This is a genomic window from Micropepsis pineolensis, from assembly GCF_055392125.1.
Window position 1 is genome coordinate 1,651,007 of record NZ_AP042408.1, and the last position, 18,923, is coordinate 1,669,929.

The window sequence follows — 18,923 nt, forward strand, 5'->3', positions numbered from 1 at the left end:
ACTTAAAATGGCGGCAGTATCATGGGTAATTATCAAATTCACGCCTGGTCTGTAATTGAAGATGGGTTTGATCCTAAACGCGTGAAGTCATCGGAAAGTATTTTCAGCATCGGTAATGGCCATATGGGCCAACGTGCCAATTTTGAGGAAAGCTACACCGGTAGCAGTTTAAGTGGTAGTTATGTAGCTGGCATTTATTATCCCGATAAAACCCGTGTTGGGTGGTGGAAAAACGGCTATCCAGAATATTTTGCCAAAGTAATTAATTCTCCCAACTGGATCGGTATCAATGTACGGATCAATCAAACAGCACTTGATCTGGCCATATGTCAGGTGCAGGAATTCCAGCGCGAAATTGATATGCGCCATGGCGTGTTACTGCGTCGATTTTCGGCTGTTATGCCGGATGGTGCCAAAGTGCAGGTCGAAGCTAAACGTTTTGTCAGCATGGCACGGCCACAGATTGGTGTTGTCCGCTACAATGTTACAGCGTTTGCCGATGTAGATATAACGCTTACACCTTATCTTGATGGTATTGTACGTAACGAAGATTCAAATTATGGCGAAATATTCTGGGATATTATTACGGCAGAATCGTGTACGGATTGTGCCTATCTTCAAGCAAAAACTAAGAAGTTGGATTTTTCTGTCGCACTGGATGCCCGTTTTTCTTGTGCCGTTGATAAAATCACGCAAGCTGGACGCCCCGCTAGTGTCGATCATGTTGGGTGGGTCGGAACGGATTACAGCTTGCATTTGCGGGCTGGGCAAAGCGCTACTATAGAAAAATACGTCGCTGTTTTATCGTCGCGTGATCACAGCATCGATACTATCAGACAAAATTCCGCCGCTGAGGTTGTAGCGGCCTGTGCTTTAGGTTTCGATGGGTTGTTACAAGAGCATTGTGCCAAATGGGATACGATCTGGCATAATAGTGATATCGTCGTAGACGGTGATGATGCGGCCCAGCAAGGCATTCGTTTCAACATCTTCCAGCTTAATCAGACCTACACAGGTCAAGACGAGCGGCTGAATATTGGTCCCAAAGGGTTTACCGGCGAGAAGTATGGCGGAACGACATACTGGGATACGGAAGCCTATTGTGTACCGTTTTATTTGGCAACGGCCCCCAGCGCGGTCAGCAAAAATCTTCTGCTCTACCGGTATCGACATCTTGGTAAGGCGATCGAGAATGCTGCTAAGCTTGGGTTTGGCGCTGGTGCGGCCCTGTTTCCTTGGGTAACGATGAATGGCGAAGAATGCCATAACGAATGGGAAATAACCTTTGAAGAACTGCACCGTAATGGTGCCATTGCTTTTGCCATCTATAATTATTTCCGCCATACCAGTGATTTAGGTTACCTCTGTCGTTATGGACTCGAGGTGTTGATTGGTATTGCCCGCTTCTGGTCGCAACGCATCAGCTTTTCACCAGCGAAGCAGAAATATGTTATGCTCGGTGTCACTGGTCCTAACGAGTATGAAAATAATATCAATAATAACTGGTACACCAATACATTGGCAGTTTGGTGCATGCGTTACGCTGCCGAGGTTGCTGAAAAAATTCGTAAAATGGAACCCGAAAGTTACGCAGCAGTCATTACCAAAACCGATTTCGATTTTACCACCGAGACTGCTTATTGGCAGCAGATTTGGGACAATATGTATTATCCCTATGATGAAGAACGCCAGATTTTTCTTCAACAGGAAAGCTATCTCGATAAAGAGTCGATAACCGTTGCGGATCTTGATCCGGCGCAACGACCACTTAATCAGCATTGGAGCTGGGATCGAATCTTACGCTCACCCTTCATCAAGCAGGCCGATACCCTGCAAGGGATCTACATGTTTGAGGAGGCCTATGACACAGCCTTTATCAAGCGTCATTATGCGTTTTATGAAGCCAGAACGGTGCATGAATCGTCTTTGTCGCCGTGTATTCATGCGATTTTGGCGGCGCGTATTGGTGATATGCCAAAGGCCTATGAATTATATCTTCGTACTGCGCGGCTTGATCTGGACGATTATAATCGTGAGGTTGACGAAGGCTTACATATCACCAGCATGGCTGGCAGCTGGATGGCCGTGGTCGAGGGTTTCGGTGGCAAGCGCATGCATGATGGCAAGCTATCGTTATCACCGCAAATCCCGACACCCTGGAAAAGCTATAGTTTTCGAATTTTGCTACATGATCAGCCACTACAGGTACGTGTCGATAAATCTACCGTTTCACTGACTTTTGAAGGTCCCACACCTGTCGTTATCGGTCTGTATGGCACGGATATCGTGCTGGTTCCCGGTGAAACCGTCCAGGTTCCCGTTTGTGCAAAGCTATGAGGCATAAAATGATTGCCGCTGTACTGCGTTTTGTATTCACCGCCTTTGTCTTATGTGTTGCTGCCCATGCAGATGTCGCATCCGTGCAGTCGCCATCCGGTACATTGCGGTTGGGGGTTAATATCGACAATGATGGTCGGGCCAGTTACGCCGTGTGGCGCATGGATACACCCGTCATCAGCCCATCCCGACTCGGTTTTTTGCTGACAGATGGCCCGAAGCTGGAGCGTAATTTCACGTTAGTATCCAGTCAGATCTCCAAGCACGATGACATATGGCAGGAACCTTGGGGTGAATGGAGCAGTATTCGTAATCACTACACAGAGCTGCGTGTCAGTCTTATTGAGAAAACCGCCTTAAAACGCCGTCTTGATGTGGTGTTTCGCCTTTATGATGATGGTGTTGGGTTTCGCTATGAATTCCCCGATCAGACCAATTTACATGACGTGCATATTGGCGATGAATTGACGGAGTTTGCTGTTGCCGAGCCGTCTGATGCCTGGTGGGAAGTTGGCGGCGAATGGAACCGCTATGAACAGCTGTATCAGCATACCCCACTTAATCAGGTCTCTCAGGCCCACACACCACTGACGGTGAAGACCCAGTCCGGACTGTATATCGCCTTTCACGAGGCCGCATTGGTCGATTATGCCGGTATGTGGCTCAGGCGAGTAGATAGCCAGCGGCTTAAAGCGGTTTTGTCGCCATCGTCACAAGGGGCTAAGGTCAGTCGCATAGCGCCCTTCACCACGCCATGGCGCACAATGATCATCACCGATAGTGCGCCCGGTTTGTACATGTCGCATCTCGAACTCAATCTGAACGAGCCCAATAAACTGGGTGATGTGTCGTGGGTAAAGCCATACAAATATATCGGCATCTGGTGGGGTATGCATCTGGACCAGTGGACCTGGGGTGCGGGCCCACGCCACGGTGCCACCACCGAAAACGTCAAACGCTATATTGATTTTGCTGCCGCTAACGGTTTTGCCGAAGTGCTGGTGGAAGGATGGAACCAAGGTTGGGATGGTATCTGGTTTGCGGATGGAAATGACTTCTCCTTCACAAAATCCTATGCGGATTTTGATATTGTGGCGCTGGCGGCCTATGCCAAAGCTAAGGGTGTCAAACTGATTGGCCACCACGAAACCGCCGGAAATATTGCTCATTACGAAGCGCAGCTCAAAGATGGTTTCGATCTCTATCAGAAGCTTGGCTACGACAGCGTTAAAACCGGTTATGTTGCCGATGCCGGGGGCGTGCGGGCCCGTGGCGCCGATGGAGCGATACATTACGAATGGCATGATGGTCAGGTAATGAGCCGCCACCATCTTTATGTGGTAACCGAGGCGGCCAAACGCCATATCAGCATCGACGCGCATGAGCCGATCAAGGATACCGGCTTACGGCGCACCTATCCCAACTGGGTTTCGCGCGAAGGTGCCCGTGGTCAGGAATATAACGCCTGGGGCAATCCGCCCAACCCGCCGGATCACGAACCGACTTTGATCTTTACACGGATGTTAGCAGGGCCGTTTGATTTTACCCCAGGCGTGCTCAGTCTGACCGGCAAGAATGGTCAGCAAATCGAAAATACTGAAGCCCGGCAGCTTGCTCTTTACGTAGTGCTCTACAGCCCGATCCAGATGGCGGCAGATCTGCCGGAGAATTACGCGCGCTATCCATCTTTCCAGTTCATCAAGGATGTGCCGACCGATTGGGCCGATACCCGCGTGCTGGCGGGCGAGGTCGGTGATTATGCCGTGATCGCGCGCAAGGACCGCCGCAGTGAAGACTGGTATCTGGGTGCCGTGGTGGGTAATGCCCCGCGCAACGTGGCGGTAAAGCTCGATTTCCTGGAGCCGGGCCACCACTATCAGGCGCAAATCTACCGTGACGGTCCCAAGGCGGATTGGCATAGCAACCCGCATGACATCATCATCGAGGCTCGGAATGTCAGTGCCAAAGACAGTCTTACCCTGCCCATCGTGGTGGGCGGTGGGGCCGCGATCCGCTTTAAACGGCTGGATTGAATCAGGCCTGTACCAGATGGCGGTCATAGATCAGAGCAAGGGCTGCGCCCCCAAGGATCATCAGCCCCGTAGGCTGGAACATAAACGCCAGCAGGGTTTTGACCCCATTAGTGATATCCAGCCCGCTATGATCGGCCAGCCCCGTGGCCTGCTGCATGGCTTGGCTATCCAGCGCCATGTGGGGGATGAGGAGCATAAAACCGATCAGGCAGGCGGCAATGGCCACGCCCTGTACGATCATCCGCCGACGGAACTGCTCTTGTTCCACCCGCAGCATGACGCGGATCGAAAAACCGTCATCGCGGATTTCGGCAAGCGGTGCGCTGAGAAGTTGGTCGAGTTCAGTCATGGCATGGTTCCTGTGGCGGGCAGTATACGCCGGTCTGTTAAAAGATACTGCAATTTTTCACGGCCACGGTTGACGTGGGATTTCAGTGTGCCCAGCGGTACGCCCATGGCGCTGGCGGCTTCTTCGTTGGTCATGCCCAGCGCGAAGCATAAGGTCAATGCCGCCCGCTGTGGCGGTGCCAGTTGCGCCATGGCCCGTTCAAGGTCAATGCGGGCGGTGGCGGTGCGCTCGGCTCCGGGGGCTTCGTCCGGGATGGCAGCTTCGGTCGCTTCGTCCAGACTTTCCAGCTTACGTTTACGCGCCTGCATCAGATAGCGCGAATAGGCGATGGCGCAGAGCCAGCCAAAGAACGAACCGGTGCCGTATTGGCCGATCTTCCGGAAAGCTTCCAGAAACGTTTCCTGCGCCAGATCGTCGGCCAGCGCGGCATTGCCTTTGGTCATCCGCATCAGAAAGCCGCGTAAGTGCGACTGATGCTGGCGGACCAGGGCGGCAAAGGCGGCAGAATCGCCCGCCGCCGCCTTCGCTGCCAATGGTTCGTTCGCCCCCATATGATCTCACTCGTTCGCCGGTGTTTGGGGTGGCTTGTGAGTGGCATAAAATCCGGCCACCTGCGCCACGCCGGAAGCAAAGGGAAACAGGCCGACGGCGACCAGGAACAAAGGCATATGCTCGCTCAGATAGCCTAGGTAGAAGAATACTGAGAGCGCCACGCCAACCAGTATCTGCTGGACCCCACGGGTGAGGGGGGAGCTGTTGACGTCTTTCGCGCCAAGGGCTTGCTCGATGGTTTTGAGCAGTTCCGGGGTCAGCGTCTGGCCGGAATCAACAATTTTTTCGATGGCGCGGATGCGCGCGCGCTGTTTGGCAATGCCCGCATAGAACGCGCCCAGCACAATGGCTGCAATCATGGCGAATAGTGCGATCGGAACCAGAATGTCTTCCATAATGTTCTCCCTAATGGGGTTTCCTGATTGGTAGATGCAGGGGCTTTATGGTTTGGATGCAAGAAAAACGGTGCAAATCAGGCCTATTTGTATGACTTTTGCCGGGAATAAATGTCTCATGCGACAGGATGTTCGTTCAGTCTCTGCCATTATTCCGTCATATTGCCGAAATGATAAGCGTCGTGATTCCTACTTTAAATGCCCAAGAAACCCTGCCGCGCTGTTTCGACAGTTTGATCGGGGCGACTGTGGCGGGTGTCGTGCGCGAGGTGATCGTCGCCGATGGCGGTTCTTCGGACGATACCTTGACCATTGCCGATGCCGCCGGGGCGCGCATTGTTCATGCTGGGCCGAGCCGCGTTTCGCAGCTTGTCGCCGGGTCCAAGGCGGCCCGTGACGAATGGGTTCTGTTTCTGCATCCCGAAACCGCTCTGTCGCCGGGGTGGGAGGTCGAGGCGGGCTCCTTCATGTCCCATGTCAGCCACGCCCACCCGATGGCTGCCTCATTCAGCTTTGCGCTGGAGGAGTTTGATCCGGTTTCCCGCCGCGCTGAAACGCTGGCGGGGTTACGTTCGCGTTTGTTCAAGCTGCCTTATGGCGAGCAGGGCCTGCTGATCGGGCGGCGTTTCTATGAACAACTTGGCGGCTATCGCGATGTGCCGCTGGCTGATGCCGACATGGCCCGGCGGATTGGTGCCAAGCGGCTGATTATTATGCGGGCGCGGGCGGTGTGCACCATTGGCACGCGCCACAAACCGGCCCATAAGCCGATGCTGCTCGCCCTTTATGGTCTGCGCCTGCCGCCCCAGTGGCTGGCCCATATCAGCTGAGAGCCACCATAGCCTTATGAAACCGGCGTATCTTCGTCCGCCTCGTCGTCGATCGGTTCGGCTGGCGGCTTGGGCGGGGCGGTCTGCAATGGTGGATGATAGATCGGCCATTCGCCCCGGGTCAGCTCGGCCAGCGATGGGGCATCCTCACCAATGCGGCGGTGATACATCCAGTAATAGGTCAGCACGCGTTTGACATAGCTGCGGGTCTCCGGCGCGCGGATGCTTTCGAGAAAGACCAGCGGATCATCCTCGCGCCCACGCTGCGCGGCCTGCCAGCGGGCGACCTTGCCAGGACCGGCATTATAGGCCGCTGCCAGCTTGATCAGGTTGCCATTATAGCCGTTGAGCATGCGGGCGATGTAGCGCTGGCCCAGCGACATATTATAACCGGGGTCAAGCAGGGCGTCGGTGGTGGCGGCGGTCCCGCCAATGCGCCGCGCCGTGGCGGGCATCAACTGCATCAGGCCGGCGGCCCCGACCGGGCTCACGGCATTGGTCTGATAGCGGGTTTCGACCCGCACAAAGGCCAGCACCAGCGCGGAATCAATCGTGTAACCGCCCAGGGGTTGATAGGGCGGGAAAGGAAACAGCCCGGTCAGGAGCGGCCCACCGCTGGTGGCCGCGGTTTCGCTGGCGCGCAGTTCCAGATTGGGTACACCAAGCTTGCGGGCAAGATAGGCAAAGGCGATGTCGAGATTGAGATCGGCACCCTGACCGAAGCCCCGGTTGATCTCGTCATTAATATAGTGGGTGTAGTTTTTATCGCCGATCTGCCACAGCGCCACGGCGCGCCGGTTGGGGGAACTGACCATCAGCTTTTCAAAATCGCCGGGATTAAGCGACGGTTCAGAAAAGCCGGTTTGCAGATCGCGGCCCAGTGCCTGTTCGGCCAGCAGTCCATAAAAGGTCGGCTGATAGCCCGCCGCCTGCTCCAGCAGCGCCACCACCGGATCGGGATTACCCGCACGTTGGTATGATCGCGCCGCCCAGAACGCTGCTGCCGCCAATGTGGTGTTGGGCAGATCCGCCACGGTGGCCAGGGTGGCAAAATGCTGTGCCGCTACAGGGTATTGCTGCAGACGGAATGCGGCCAGCCCGGCGCACCAGTCGATGAGTGGCGCATCTTTGCGGCCAGTGGTGGCGGCGGCTTCCCCAAGGGCCAGGGCTTTATCGTCCATCCCTTCAATCAGATAGGATGTGCAGACCAGCCGGGACAGTTTGGCGGTGTCGGCTGCTGTGCCGCGGCCGCTTGCCACCAGATTTTGCAGTGCGCTGGCGGCCTTATCGGGGGCGTCGCTGTGTACGGCGCGGGCGATCTGATCATGCGTGCTGCGGGCTGCGGCGGTGACCGGCGGCTCGTTTTGTTCAAGTTCTTCCAGCCCGCCGCCGCGATGGCGCGCCGCCGGGATGCCGGGAATGGCGGTGGTCAGCACGGTGACGCGGTGATGGCGGCGTTTGACTTTCTTGGTGGCCCGTTCCACCGCCAGCGCGCGAACGCGCCCGGCAATCGGCAGATCCTTGTAGGTTTTGAGCCATTGGACCAGCGCTGTCACTTTGGCTTTGCCCGCCTGGGGCGAGAGCAATTTTTCGGCTTCGACATAACCCATCAGCGTGGTGTCATCGAGCCGATCGATCAGTTTCTGGGCTTTTTCAAACGATCCCTGACGTTCATACGCAATAATCTGTCGATACCGTGTAACATCATTGTCCGATAGCACCGTCGGCATCAGAGATTTTGCGTTATCTGCAGCAGAAGACGCGGCCGGGTTGGGGGCGGTCAGACTGGCGCTCGCGCCCGCCTCGGCCGGTGCAAACGCACCTGCCAGAACGGTGGCAGCCAAAAGGGCAAACGCAAGATGGCGCATCGGATGGGCATCCTCAGACGTTAAGCGGATCTGCCGTCATGAACCCTTAACCATGCCTTAGGCGGCATCTGGGGGAAGCCTCTTTATGGGCCTTCCCATGGTGGGGCGTTACGATCCGTGAATGAAACAAACAAGGACGGATGAAAAAGCGTCAGCTTTTAGGAAAATTGAGCTGGCCTAGTGTTAGCGGACCGGGGCGGTCGGCTCAAGTGTATCAAAAGTTGCAATTCGCGCGTCCAGCTCGCGCAAATCGTGCCAGGCGAGTTTTTTGTGTCCAGCCTGTCGCAGCAGATAGGCCGGGTGCAGTGTCGGCAGGGTGGGGACCATGCGGTCGCCCAGGCGGTATTCGAGCCAGCGGCCGCGTAAGCGCATGATACCGTCCTGCACCCCCAGAACGTGGCGGGCTGCCACCGCGCCCAACAGCACGATGACCTTGGGATTGACCAGTTCAATGTGGCGCCGCAGGAAGGGCAGGCAGGCGGCGGCTTCTTCCGGGGTGGGGTCGCGGTTTTCGGGCGGGCGCCAGTTGATGACGTTGGTGATATAGGCCCCGGTGGCGTCACCGGCACGGTCGCGCCCGATCGCCGCCAGCATTTTATCCAGCAATTTCCCGGCCTTGCCGACAAAGGGCAGGCCGATGCGGTCTTCTTCGCGCCCGGGGGCTTCGCCGATCAGCATCAGACCGGCCGCCGGGTTGCCATCGGCAAAAACCGTATGGCTGGCCCGGGCCTTCAGCGCACAGCCCTCGAAACTTTCCAGCGCCGCGCGCAACTGGTTCAGTGTGGTGGCCGCTGCCGCAGCTCTTTGCGCGGCACCGATCACATCGGCATTGCCGACCGCGATGGCGGGGGCTGCCACCGGGGGCGTCGGGCGCGGCATGGTGCGCGCGGTGGCGCGCTGTGCGTTCTGGTTCGGGCTGGCCGCATGGGATGCCGGGGCCATGGCCGGGCGGCGTATCGGGGCAGGTGGTGCCGCTTCGGGCAAGGAGAAATAATCGACCGGTGCGTCACCGATGGTTTCGTCTGCGCCTGCTTCAACCAGCCAGCGTAACGCCGCCAGCGGGTCGGGGAAGGAATCAGTCCAGGAATTGGCCTGCGGCATCGAACGAAACCCGATTTTAAACACCAGATAGGGGATAGCGTGCCGGCACTTTATCAGGCCGCCCGCCCCGGCGCTTTAGATTTTTTTTCAATATATATCAATATATTGCCGCGAGTGTGGCATCTGTTCCGGTCTGTCACTTCCCATGGCGCGCGTTTTGCCGGTATAGATGAAGTTACGAAAAGCGCGGATTATTGGCCCGGGATTATTGGCCCGATCTTCAAGGAGTCGCCTCATTTGCGTGTTTTGCCGATTGTGACTGCTGGCCTTCTGGGCCTTGGAGCATTGGGATCTGTCGCCTGGGCTAAACCGCAAGAGCCCGTGACCACATCTTTGCCTGATGTGCCTGTTGCCAGCTGCAGTGATTATCTTGGCGCGCGCTTTGCCGCTGCCCATCATGATCTGCCCGCTGCCGCGCGTCTGTTTGACTCCTGCCTCAGGCGCACCCCGGATAATAGCCAGCTTCTGGCTTCCGCTTTCTTCTATGCCGCCGCGTCGGGCAATATTGACGATAGTGCCCGGCTGGCCAAAAAACTGGTGGCGGTGCAGCCGACCCAGCGCATGGCCCATCTGGTGCTGGCCACCGTGGCGCTGAAAGAACAGGATTACAGCCGCGCCCGCTCGGAAATTGGGGCCGCGAATAAAGACATTCTGGCCGCCTATGGTGTGCAGCTGCTGGATGCCTGGGCCATGGCGGGTGACGGGCAGGGCGCTGCCGCAGAAAAAATACTGCAGGGCCTGCACAAGCAGATTGGTGCCGATGCCGCGGCCGGTTTCAACGAAGCGCTGCTGGCTGATTATCTGGGTAATCAGGAAAAGGCGGCAACGATCTATCGCAAAACGCTGCAAACTGCCGGGCCATCGCCACGTCTGGTCGATGCCTATGGCCGGTTTCTGGAACGCAGCGGTCAAAGCAAAGAAGCCGAACAACTCTATCAGACCGTGAAGGCCGATCCGTCGGCCCAGCCGGTGGCGCTGGCCGGTCTGGCGCGGCTTGCCGCCGGGGTGAAGCCCAAGGCTTTGGTGTCGAGCCCGCAGGACGGTGCCGCCGAGGCGTTGCTCGGCATTGCCTCGCTGCTCAGCGATGACGCCAATGCCGATGTTTCAATCCTGTTCCTGCATCTGACCCTGTATTTGCGGCCCGATTTTGAACTGGCGCAATTGCTGATGGCCGACCGTCTGGAAACCGTCGAGAATTACGAGGCGGCGATTGCGGTCTATGATGCGGTGAAACCGACCTCGTCCTATTACCGTCTGGCCGGGGTGCAAAGCGCTTCCGACAAGGTGTTGCTCAAGAAGCCGGACGAGGCGCTGAAGCAGATCCGGGCTTTAAGCGCGCTGTATCCCAACGATCTCGACATCTGGGTCAGCTATGGCGATCTGCTGCGCCAGATGGAACACAATGACGAGGCGGTCAAAGTCTATGGCAAGGCCATCGCGCTGTTGGGCAAACCCGACAAGAAGCAGTGGATGCTCTATTATGCCCGGGCCACCGCCGCGCAAAGCGCCGGGAACTGGGCCGAAGCCGAAGCCGATCTGAAACAGGCCTTGCAGCTTAATCCGGAAGAACCGCAGATTCTGAATTTCCTTGGCTATAGCTGGGTCGACCGCCACGAAAATCTCACCCAGGCGATGGCGATGCTGGAAAAGGCCAATAAACTGGCCCCCGATAATGGCTACATCACCGACAGCGTCGGCTGGGCCTATTTCCGTCTTGGTCGCTTCGACGATGCCACCAGAAAACTTGAGCTGGCGGTGCAGCAAGAGCCGGGCGATGCCACCATCAACGATCATCTTGGCGATGCGTACTGGAAAATGGGGCGCAAGCTTGAGGCCGGGTTCCAGTGGACCCACGCCCTGGCGTTCGGCCCCGATGCCACCGAAAAGACCAAGATCCTGACCAAACTTAAAGACGTTCCCGCGAGCGAGTAATCTGAAGTGTCTGATGTTACCAATTCCGTGCGCGAATTCGCGCCGGCGAAAATCAATTTGTTTCTGCATGTCGGGCAAAAGCGCCCGGATGGTTTTCACGATCTGGAAAGCCTGGTGGTGTTTGCCCGCACCGGAGATGTGCTGACATTCGAGCCGGCGGATGATCTGACGCTGACCATCGACGGCCCCTTTGCGGGCGTGCTGTCGGCCGATGACGATAATCTGGTGCTGAAGGCGGCGCGCGCGCTGGCCGCGCGGGCCAAAATCACGCCCCTGGCCCATATCACCCTGACCAAAAGACTGCCGGTGGCATCGGGCATTGGTGGCGGTTCTGCCGATGCGGCGGCGGCCTTACGTGGCCTTAATAAACTGTGGGGCTTGCGGTTTATTCCCGATCAGTTGCGTTCGGTCGGGGTGGCGTTTGGCTCCGACATTCCGGTGTGTATCGAACCGCAGGCGGCCTGGATGGCGGGGCGCGGCGAACGCGTCAGTCTGCTTGACGATATTGCCCTTTTGCCGATGGTGCTGGTCAATCCCGGTGTGCCGGTGCCGACCGGGCCCGTGTTCAAGGCGCTGCAGCATCGCCATGGTACGGGGCTGCCACTGCCCGGCCCGATGACGCCCAATATGCTCCTCGACTATCTGTCGCGCACGGCCAATGATCTGCAAGCCCCGGCACTCGATCTGGCCCCGGCGGTGCGTGACGTGCTGAACGCGCTGCGCCAGCAGCCCGGTGTTGTGATGGCGCGCATGTCCGGCAGTGGGGCGACCTGTTTTGCCCTGTGCGAAAGCAACAACGCGGCCCAGTCTGCCGCCGCAACCTTGTCGGCACAGCATCCCGACTGGTGGGCGGTGGCGGGGTAATCCAACCAAAAGACAGATGTAAAAGCCGTCTGCCCGTCGCAGGCGGCTTTTTTTAATATATTCGTAACGTAAATTAATGATTGGTTATTTTTATTTACACAACCCAAGGTTACTTTGGCTGACGTCGAGGCATAACTCTCGATACATCCTGTGATGGAGAGATATTATGAAAAATATCGCCTTTAAGCGTTCGCATATATCTGTCTTGTCCGTATCGGTTGTTCTGGTCTGTCTGGCCGCAGCGCCGTCTTATGGTGGGCCGAAGGAGATCAAGCTTGCGACCCCGGAAGTGGCTAAAGCGTCGTGCACAAGCCATAAGATCGGCGAATGGGTTCTGGCCTATTTTATCGGCAAGGATGGTATCGCCCAGTGGGGCTGGGGGCATACATATGATTGCCAGCAGAAGGCGGTTGCACCCAGTGTCAGCGGTGTTGGTGATGCGATTGATGAAGCAGGTAAGCTCTATCATCTGGCTTCGCCGGAAGATGCCCTGAAATTCTGCAAAAGCCATCAGATGGGCGAGTGGGATCTGGCCTATATCAATGGCAAGGGTGGGCTTGTTCAGTGGGGCTGGGGGGCGAAATATGACTGCAAACAGGCCCCTGTTGCCGGAAGCGTCAGCGGCATCGGTAATGCCATCGTGAACGAGTAACATACACGGGCTTCGGTGATGTAACGCAAACGGCCTTACCCGCCGCAAAGCCCAGCAATGTCGGTGTCATTTACATAAAAATCCCCCGGCAGCCGACCGGGGGATTTTCTTTTAAACGGGGCACAGCCAGAGATTTCGACCGGTGGTGGAAAACGCTCAGCTAGCCGCAGTAAGTTGCTTGGCAAAACAGACGGCATCGTTGCGACCGGCATATTTGCCAAAGTTCGGTATGACCGTATAGCCGTGCCGCTCATAGAAACAGACGGCGCGGTTATTGACCTTGCGGGTCTCAAGCCACAGCGCCGTGTAGCCATTCTGTGCCGCCATGTTTTCCAGATGAGACAGGATCGCTGCGCCGACGCCTTTCGTTTTCGGGGCGGCGTACATGCGCTTTAGTTCCGCAATGCCGGACATGAGCGGGCGGTACGCCCCGCAGCCAACCGCGGTGTTTTCGTCTGTGCGTGCGACGACGAACAGCGAATGTGGCTGGTCCATATCGCGCGGATCAAACGAACTGCGCCCGCTATCGCCCGTGATGCTGGCCAGTGTGTCGGAAAGTTGGTCGAGTAGAGGAATGGCGCACGGATCGTCAGGCTGACAGGATGCAATCGTAATCATCGGCGCTAACAGATCTCTAATACGCCCGGTCGACACAGAAATCAGCAACCCCTGCCAGCACCACGCCCAGCGGGCTGGTTGAAAAATTCCCCGGCAGTTTGCCCAGCGCGGCGCGGGCGCGGGCGGCATAGTCGCGGGCGCGGGCCACGGTGTCGGCAATGGCGCCGGTCTGCTCCACCAGCGTGATGGCGGTTTCCAGATCGCGTTCGCCCTGATGGCCGCTTTCGATCACCTGTTTCCAGAAGGCGCGGCCCGCATCGTCGGCCCGCTGATAGGCCAAAAGCACCGGCAGCGTTGCCTTGCCTTCGCGGAAATCATCGCCAACGCTTTTGCCCATCAGGGCCTGACGCCCGGAATAATCCAGTGCGTCGTCGATAAGCTGAAACGCAATGCCCAGATTCATACCATAGTCGCGCAACGCCGCTTCATAGGCCGGGCTGACCTTGGCCAGATTGGCCCCGGCTTCGGCGGCGGCGGCAAACAGCTCGGCCGTTTTGGCGGTAATCACCTGCATATAGTGGCTTTCGCCACCTTCCAGACTGCCAGCAAATTGCAGCTGCATCACTTCGCCCTCGGCGATGATGGCCGATGCCGTCGACAAAATCTGCAGCACGCCGATCTGGCCGGTTTCGACCATCATGCGGAAGGCCTGACTGATCAGGAAATCGCCGACCAGCACGCTCGGCTTGTTGCCCCAGACCAGATTGGCTGCAACCTTACCCCGGCGCAGGGCGCTTTCATCGACAACATCATCGTGCAGCAAGGTGGCGGTATGAATGAATTCGACCGCGGCGGCCAGCAGCACATGCCCACCACCGGTGTAGCCGCCCATACGGGCCGCCGCCAGGGTCAACAGCGGGCGTAAGCGTTTGCCGCCCGAATCAATGAGATAGCTGGCGAGGCTGGGAATCAGTTCAACCGCGCTGCCCAGACGGGCGTGAATCTCGGCATCGGTGGCCTGCATGTCGGCACTGACCAGGGTGCACAACTGCTCCACCGGCGAAATATCCGCCGTTAGCTTGGTTTCTGCAGGGCGCGCATCCTGCGCGAGCATATCGGACATTGCTTCCGGTCGCCTTGGGACTTGGTATGACGGACTTGCCGACCAGGGCCGACAGTGGAACATTGAAAGCCTTGCGCTGCTAAGGTCAAGCGCTGCGGTGTGTTTACCGTGTCTACGGGAGGAATTTTATGGCAACCGCGCCGTTTTTTGCGTCGATTTTGGCACAGTGGGCTACGCAATGACTCCACAGGAAGCGGATGCTTTTCTGGATGGCCGTGTGCTGATTCATCAGTCTGCGGCGGGGTTTCGCGCCGGGCTCGACAGTGTGCTGCTTGCCGCCGCCGTTGCCGCCCGGTCCGGCCAGTCCGTTCTGGAGCTGGGGGCGGGTGTTGGCACGGTGTCGCTGTGTCTGGCCGCGCGGGTGGCGGGATTACGAATCGACGGGGTGGAAATCGACCCGGCGCTGGTGGCGCTGGCTGTGGCCAATGCCGCGGCCAATGGTTGTGCCGAAAATGCCCGCTTTATCGCCGCCGATGTCTTTGATCTGCCCCCGGCACTGCGCACCGGCTTCGATCAGGTGTTCTGCAACCCACCCTTTTACAGCAGCGATGGCATGGTTTCGCCCGAGCCGGGGCGGGCGCTGGCGCGCCATGATGGCGGCAGACTGGCCGACTGGCTGGCGGCGGGGGTAAAGCGCACCCGCTCGGGCGGCAGTTTCACCACGATTTTCCCGGCCGAGCGGTTGAATGAGGCCTTGGCGGGCCTGCCGGGCGGGGGCGTGACGGTGTTTCCGCTTTGGCCCAAAAGGGACTGCCCGGCCAAGCGGGTGATTGTGCAGGTCCGTATCGGGGCCAAAAGCCCGCTAAAATTGCAGCCCGGTCTGGTGCTGCATGGGGTGGACGGGCATTTTACCCCGGCGGTCGAGGCGATTTTGCGCGGGCGCGGCGGCTTAACGCTTGTTCCGGAAGGCCTGGGCCATTAGGTTCCGCCCGGGTTTTACTGACAGCTGTGTCTTGCGTAAGAATTGTCGGCGGTTTTGCACGCGAAAAACGCAGCTTATCTAGGAATGAAAGCGGTACGAGAGTGGCCCACGAGAAAAAGAAGACGTTTCAGGACCTGATCCTGACCCTGCAGAATTACTGGGCGGGGCAGGGCTGCCTGATCCTGCAGCCTTACGATATGGAAATGGGCGCGGGGACCTTTCACCCGGCGACCACGCTGCATGCGCTCGGCCCCAAGCCGTGGCGCGCGGCCTATGTTCAGCCCTCGCGTCGGCCGAAAGATGGCCGCTATGGCGAGAACCCCAATCGTCTGCAGCATTATTATCAGTATCAGGTCATTCTGAAGCCCGCGCCCAAGGATGTGCAGGAACTCTATCTCGGCTCGCTTAAAGCCATCGGGCTTGATCCGGCCAGCCACGATATCCGCTTTGTCGAGGATGACTGGGAAAGCCCGACGCTGGGGGCCTGGGGCCTCGGCTGGGAAGTGTGGTGCGACGGCATGGAAGTCAGCCAGTTCACCTATTTCCAGCAGGTCGGCGGTTTTGATTGCGACCCGGTCTGTGCCGAGCTGACCTATGGCCTCGAACGCCTCGCCATGTATGTGCAGGGTGTCGAGTTCGTCTATGACCTCGCCTACAACGAGGATTTCCGTTACGGCGAAGTGTTCCATCAGAACGAACGCGAATATTCGGCCTATGATTTCGAATATGCCGATACGGCGCTTTTACATCGCCATTTTGAGGATGCCGAGCACGAATGTCTGGCGCTGGTAAAGGCGAAGCTGGCGCTGCCGGCCTATGATCAGTGCATCAAGGCCAGCCATTGTTTCAATCTTCTGGATGCGCGCGGCGTGATTTCGGTCACCGAGCGCGCCGCCTATATCGCCCGCGTGCGCGCGTTGGCCAAGACCTGCTGTGAAGCGTGGCTGGCCAGTCCGATGGGTGATTACAAGCCGAGGTTTGCTTAAAATGTCCGAGCTGTTTATCGAACTCTTCTCTGAAGAAATCCCGGCGCGGATGCAAACCCAGGCCGCCAAGGACTTAGAACGTCTGGTGACCGGCGCGCTGAAAGACAATGGCCTTGCCTTCACATCGGCCAAAGCCCATGCGGCGTCGCGCCGTCTGGCGCTGGTGGTGGACGGTGTGCCCGCCGCCCAGCCCGATGTGCATGAGGAAAAGAAGGGCCCGCGCGTGACGGCGCCCGAAAAAGCCATCGAAGGTTTTTTGCGTTCGACCGGTCTGACGCTCGACCAATGCAGCAAGCAGAATGATGGCAAGGGCGAATTTTACGTTGCGGTGATTGAGAAAAAGGGCCGTCCCACCGTTGATGTGCTGGCGGAGATTTTACCGGCGGCGTTCGCCGCATTGCCATGGCCGAAATCGATGCGCTTTCCTCAAGCAACGGCTCCTATGGAGTGGAGAAATGCAAGTGGAAGTGCGATGTCTTGGGAAAATGCTTCTGGGCAAAAAATTGCCTGGCAGGCTACTGCCCGTTGGGTGCGGCCGCTGCATTGTGTGACCGCACTGTTTGATGGCGCGGTGGTGCCGTTTTCCTTCTGTGGCATTGCATCGTCCAACACGACGCGCGGCCATCGCTTCCTGTCACAGGGCGATATCAGTGTTACATCGTACACGGATTATGCCGCGAAATTGCGTGCTGCCCATGTGCTGATTGATGCCGAAGAACGTAAAAATATCATCTGGAAACAGGCGCAGGAAAAGGCCGCGGCGGAAGGCTTTGAAGTGATCGAGGATCGCGGCCTGCTGGAAGAGGTGGCCGGTCTTGCCGAATGGCCGGTGGTGCTGATCGGGGCGTTTGAGGAAGAATATTTAAGCGTTCCGGGCGAAATCCTGCAAACCTCGATGCGGGTGCATCAGAAATATTTTGCCTTACGCGATCCCAAAACCAAAAAACTGGCCAACCGCTTTGCCGTGGTGGCCAATATGGTGGCGGAAGATGGTGGTAAGGCCATTGTCGCCGGTAATGGCCGCGTGCTGCGCGCCCGTCTGTCGGATGCCAAATTCTTCTGGGATCAGGACCGCCGAGCATCCCTTGATACGCGAGTTTCAATGCTTCGTGGAATTACATTCCATGCGAAATTGGGAAACCAGCTAGATCGTACCAATCGTATAGTTATGATCGCCAAATATATCGCAAAAAAAATCGATGCAGATATAAATGGTGCCGAGACTGCCGCGCATTTGTGTAAATCTGATTTGGTAACTGGCGTTGTCGGTGAATTCCCTGAACTGCAAGGCGTGATGGGTGGGTATTACGCTCTCAACGATAAGAAAAGTTCAGAGATCGCAACTGCTATAGCTGAACACTATAAACCATTAGGGCCCACTGACAGGGTGCCGAATGAGTCTGTGTCGGTGGCTGTCGCGTTAGCTGATAAGATAGATCAACTGACAGGGTTCTTTGCTGTTGGTGAGAAACCAACGGGGTCGACTGATCCGTTTGCACTACGTCGTGCGGCTTTAGGCGTTATCAGAATTATCCTTGAAAATAAACTTCGCTTGTCGCTGGCTGATTTGGTTGAATATGCTCACAATCAGTTTGCTTTAACTACTATCCGTTCGAATCGTGCGGCGTTGGCTGACTATCAAGTTTATTCATCTGGCCAGATGAATGATCTAGGGATTACTGAAGAAAATGAGGGTGAAACTTTTACTCTCATGGACGAGACACCTGATAATATATCAATCCTGCATGAAGATGGCGGTTGGGTGCTGTTAGCTGGCGCTAACATTGATTTGCTTAAGGATGTTCTTATTCCTGTTCCGCCTCATGCTCGCTTCGAGATGGCTGGGAGTTGCGATACATCTAAAGCATTGTTGTCTTTCTTCGCCGATCGCTTAAAAGTCGCGCTGAAGGAAAAGGGCATTCGCTATGACCTGATCGATGCGGTGCTGTCGCTTGGGGGCGAGGACGATCTGGTCCGTCTGGTGGCGCGGGTCGAAGCGTTGCAGGAATTCCTCAAAACCGACAACGGCAAGAATTTGCTGGCGGCTTATAAGCGCGCGGCGAATATTCTGAAGGCCGAGGAGAAGAAGGATAAGCGCAGCTTCGATGGCGCGGTGGAAACCACTCGGCTCGATCTGCCGGAGGAAAAGGCGCTCTGCGTTGAACTGATGGCGGCATCCAATGCAGTGAAGATCGAGATTGGTGAAGAACGTTTCGTCGATGCCATGCGCACGCTGTCACGCCTGCGGGGGGCCGTTGATGCCTTCTTCGACAAGGTCACCGTCAACGACAAGGATGCGGCTTTGCGTGAAAACCGCCTGAAATTGCTCACCACCCTGCGGTCCACGCTGCATCTGGTGGCCGATTTCTCTAAGATCGCGGAGTAGGGTTTTCTGACCTGACGCAGGAAAAATGATTAAAC

16 protein-coding genes are annotated in these 18,923 nt (G+C 57.1%); 9 read left to right on the forward strand and 7 right to left on the reverse strand.

All coding sequences use genetic code 11. The features are described from left to right. Positions 1 to 21 precede the first annotated feature (21 nt). Positions 22 to 2,337, forward strand: coding sequence for a family 65 glycosyl hydrolase domain-containing protein (locus ACZ5RI_RS07315; protein ID WP_464515451.1), 2,316 nt, complete (start codon positions 22 to 24; stop codon positions 2,335 to 2,337). A gap of 8 nt (positions 2,338 to 2,345) precedes the next feature. Then, positions 2,346 to 4,370 (forward strand): glycoside hydrolase family 97 protein, encoded by a 2,025-nt coding sequence (locus ACZ5RI_RS07320; protein ID WP_464515452.1) that lies wholly within the window; start codon positions 2,346 to 2,348, stop codon positions 4,368 to 4,370. 1 nt (position 4,371) lies between these two features. Here ACZ5RI_RS07320 and ACZ5RI_RS07325 read toward each other — a convergent pair whose 3' ends face one another. Genes ACZ5RI_RS07325 through ACZ5RI_RS07335 form a run of 3 tightly spaced genes read right to left on the reverse strand, consistent with a single transcriptional unit; the run spans position 4,372 to position 5,666 of the window. Continuing rightward, on the reverse strand, positions 4,372 to 4,719 hold the full coding sequence (locus ACZ5RI_RS07325; RefSeq protein ID WP_464515453.1) for a hypothetical protein: 348 nt from the start codon (positions 4,717 to 4,719) through the stop codon (positions 4,372 to 4,374). Continuing rightward, on the reverse strand, positions 4,716 to 5,270 hold the full coding sequence (locus tag ACZ5RI_RS07330; protein ID WP_464515454.1) for an RNA polymerase sigma factor: 555 nt from the start codon (positions 5,268 to 5,270) through the stop codon (positions 4,716 to 4,718). Before ACZ5RI_RS07330 ends, ACZ5RI_RS07325 begins: the two co-directional genes overlap by 4 nt. A gap of 6 nt (positions 5,271 to 5,276) precedes the next feature. Next, on the reverse strand, positions 5,277 to 5,666 hold the full coding sequence (locus ACZ5RI_RS07335; RefSeq protein ID WP_464515455.1) for a DUF6249 domain-containing protein: 390 nt from the start codon (positions 5,664 to 5,666) through the stop codon (positions 5,277 to 5,279). A 182-nt stretch (positions 5,667 to 5,848) separates the two neighbouring features. Between ACZ5RI_RS07335 and ACZ5RI_RS07340 the strand changes: the two genes are divergently transcribed. Then, positions 5,849 to 6,496, forward strand: coding sequence for a glycosyltransferase (locus ACZ5RI_RS07340; protein ID WP_464515456.1), 648 nt, complete (start codon positions 5,849 to 5,851; stop codon positions 6,494 to 6,496). A gap of 14 nt (positions 6,497 to 6,510) precedes the next feature. On the opposite strand, the gene ACZ5RI_RS07345 is transcribed toward ACZ5RI_RS07340, so the two are convergent. Together ACZ5RI_RS07345 and ACZ5RI_RS07350 are read right to left on the reverse strand one after the other, a co-directional pair. Further along, positions 6,511 to 8,364, reverse strand: a complete 1,854-nt coding sequence (locus ACZ5RI_RS07345) for a lytic transglycosylase domain-containing protein (RefSeq protein WP_464515457.1) — start codon at positions 8,362 to 8,364, stop codon at positions 6,511 to 6,513. 183 nt (positions 8,365 to 8,547) lie between these two features. Then, on the reverse strand, positions 8,548 to 9,465 hold the full coding sequence (locus tag ACZ5RI_RS07350) for a uracil-DNA glycosylase (protein ID WP_464515458.1): 918 nt from the start codon (positions 9,463 to 9,465) through the stop codon (positions 8,548 to 8,550). A gap of 237 nt (positions 9,466 to 9,702) precedes the next feature. On the opposite strand from ACZ5RI_RS07350, the gene ACZ5RI_RS07355 reads away from it, so the two are divergent. The 3 genes from ACZ5RI_RS07355 to ACZ5RI_RS07365 all read left to right on the forward strand — a co-directional run bounded on the left by ACZ5RI_RS07355 (position 9,703) and on the right by ACZ5RI_RS07365 (position 12,913). Then, on the forward strand, positions 9,703 to 11,397 hold the full coding sequence (locus tag ACZ5RI_RS07355) for a tetratricopeptide repeat protein (RefSeq protein ID WP_464515459.1): 1,695 nt from the start codon (positions 9,703 to 9,705) through the stop codon (positions 11,395 to 11,397). Between the two features lie 6 nt (positions 11,398 to 11,403). Next, complete coding sequence (locus ACZ5RI_RS07360) at positions 11,404 to 12,261, forward strand: 4-(cytidine 5'-diphospho)-2-C-methyl-D-erythritol kinase (RefSeq protein ID WP_464515460.1); 858 nt, start codon at positions 11,404 to 11,406, stop codon at positions 12,259 to 12,261. 166 nt (positions 12,262 to 12,427) lie between these two features. Next, on the forward strand, positions 12,428 to 12,913 hold the full coding sequence (locus ACZ5RI_RS07365) for a hypothetical protein (protein WP_464515461.1): 486 nt from the start codon (positions 12,428 to 12,430) through the stop codon (positions 12,911 to 12,913). A 156-nt stretch (positions 12,914 to 13,069) separates the two neighbouring features. On the opposite strand, the gene ACZ5RI_RS07370 is transcribed toward ACZ5RI_RS07365, so the two are convergent. Continuing rightward, entirely contained in the window at positions 13,070 to 13,531 is a 462-nt protein-coding gene (locus ACZ5RI_RS07370; protein WP_464515462.1) for a GNAT family N-acetyltransferase, read from the reverse strand. 16 nt (positions 13,532 to 13,547) lie between these two features. After that, positions 13,548 to 14,585, reverse strand: a complete 1,038-nt coding sequence (locus tag ACZ5RI_RS07375) for a polyprenyl synthetase family protein (protein ID WP_464515565.1) — start codon at positions 14,583 to 14,585, stop codon at positions 13,548 to 13,550. 187 nt (positions 14,586 to 14,772) lie between these two features. Here ACZ5RI_RS07375 and ACZ5RI_RS07380 point away from each other — a divergent pair, with 187 nt between their 5' ends. From ACZ5RI_RS07380 to glyS, 3 genes are all read left to right on the forward strand, one after another. Further along, complete coding sequence (locus ACZ5RI_RS07380; RefSeq protein ID WP_464515463.1) at positions 14,773 to 15,516, forward strand: tRNA1(Val) (adenine(37)-N6)-methyltransferase; 744 nt, start codon at positions 14,773 to 14,775, stop codon at positions 15,514 to 15,516. Positions 15,517 to 15,617: 101 nt separating this feature from the next. Next, positions 15,618 to 16,502, forward strand: a complete 885-nt coding sequence (locus ACZ5RI_RS07385; protein WP_464515464.1) for a glycine--tRNA ligase subunit alpha — start codon at positions 15,618 to 15,620, stop codon at positions 16,500 to 16,502. Further along, positions 16,450 to 18,888 carry a glycine--tRNA ligase subunit beta gene (gene glyS / locus ACZ5RI_RS07390; protein WP_464515465.1) on the forward strand — a complete coding sequence of 813 codons (2,439 nt, stop codon included), beginning with the start codon at positions 16,450 to 16,452 and terminating at the stop codon, positions 18,886 to 18,888. The genes ACZ5RI_RS07385 and glyS overlap by 53 nt, the downstream gene beginning before the upstream one ends. The last annotated feature ends 35 nt before the right edge of the window (positions 18,889 to 18,923 follow it).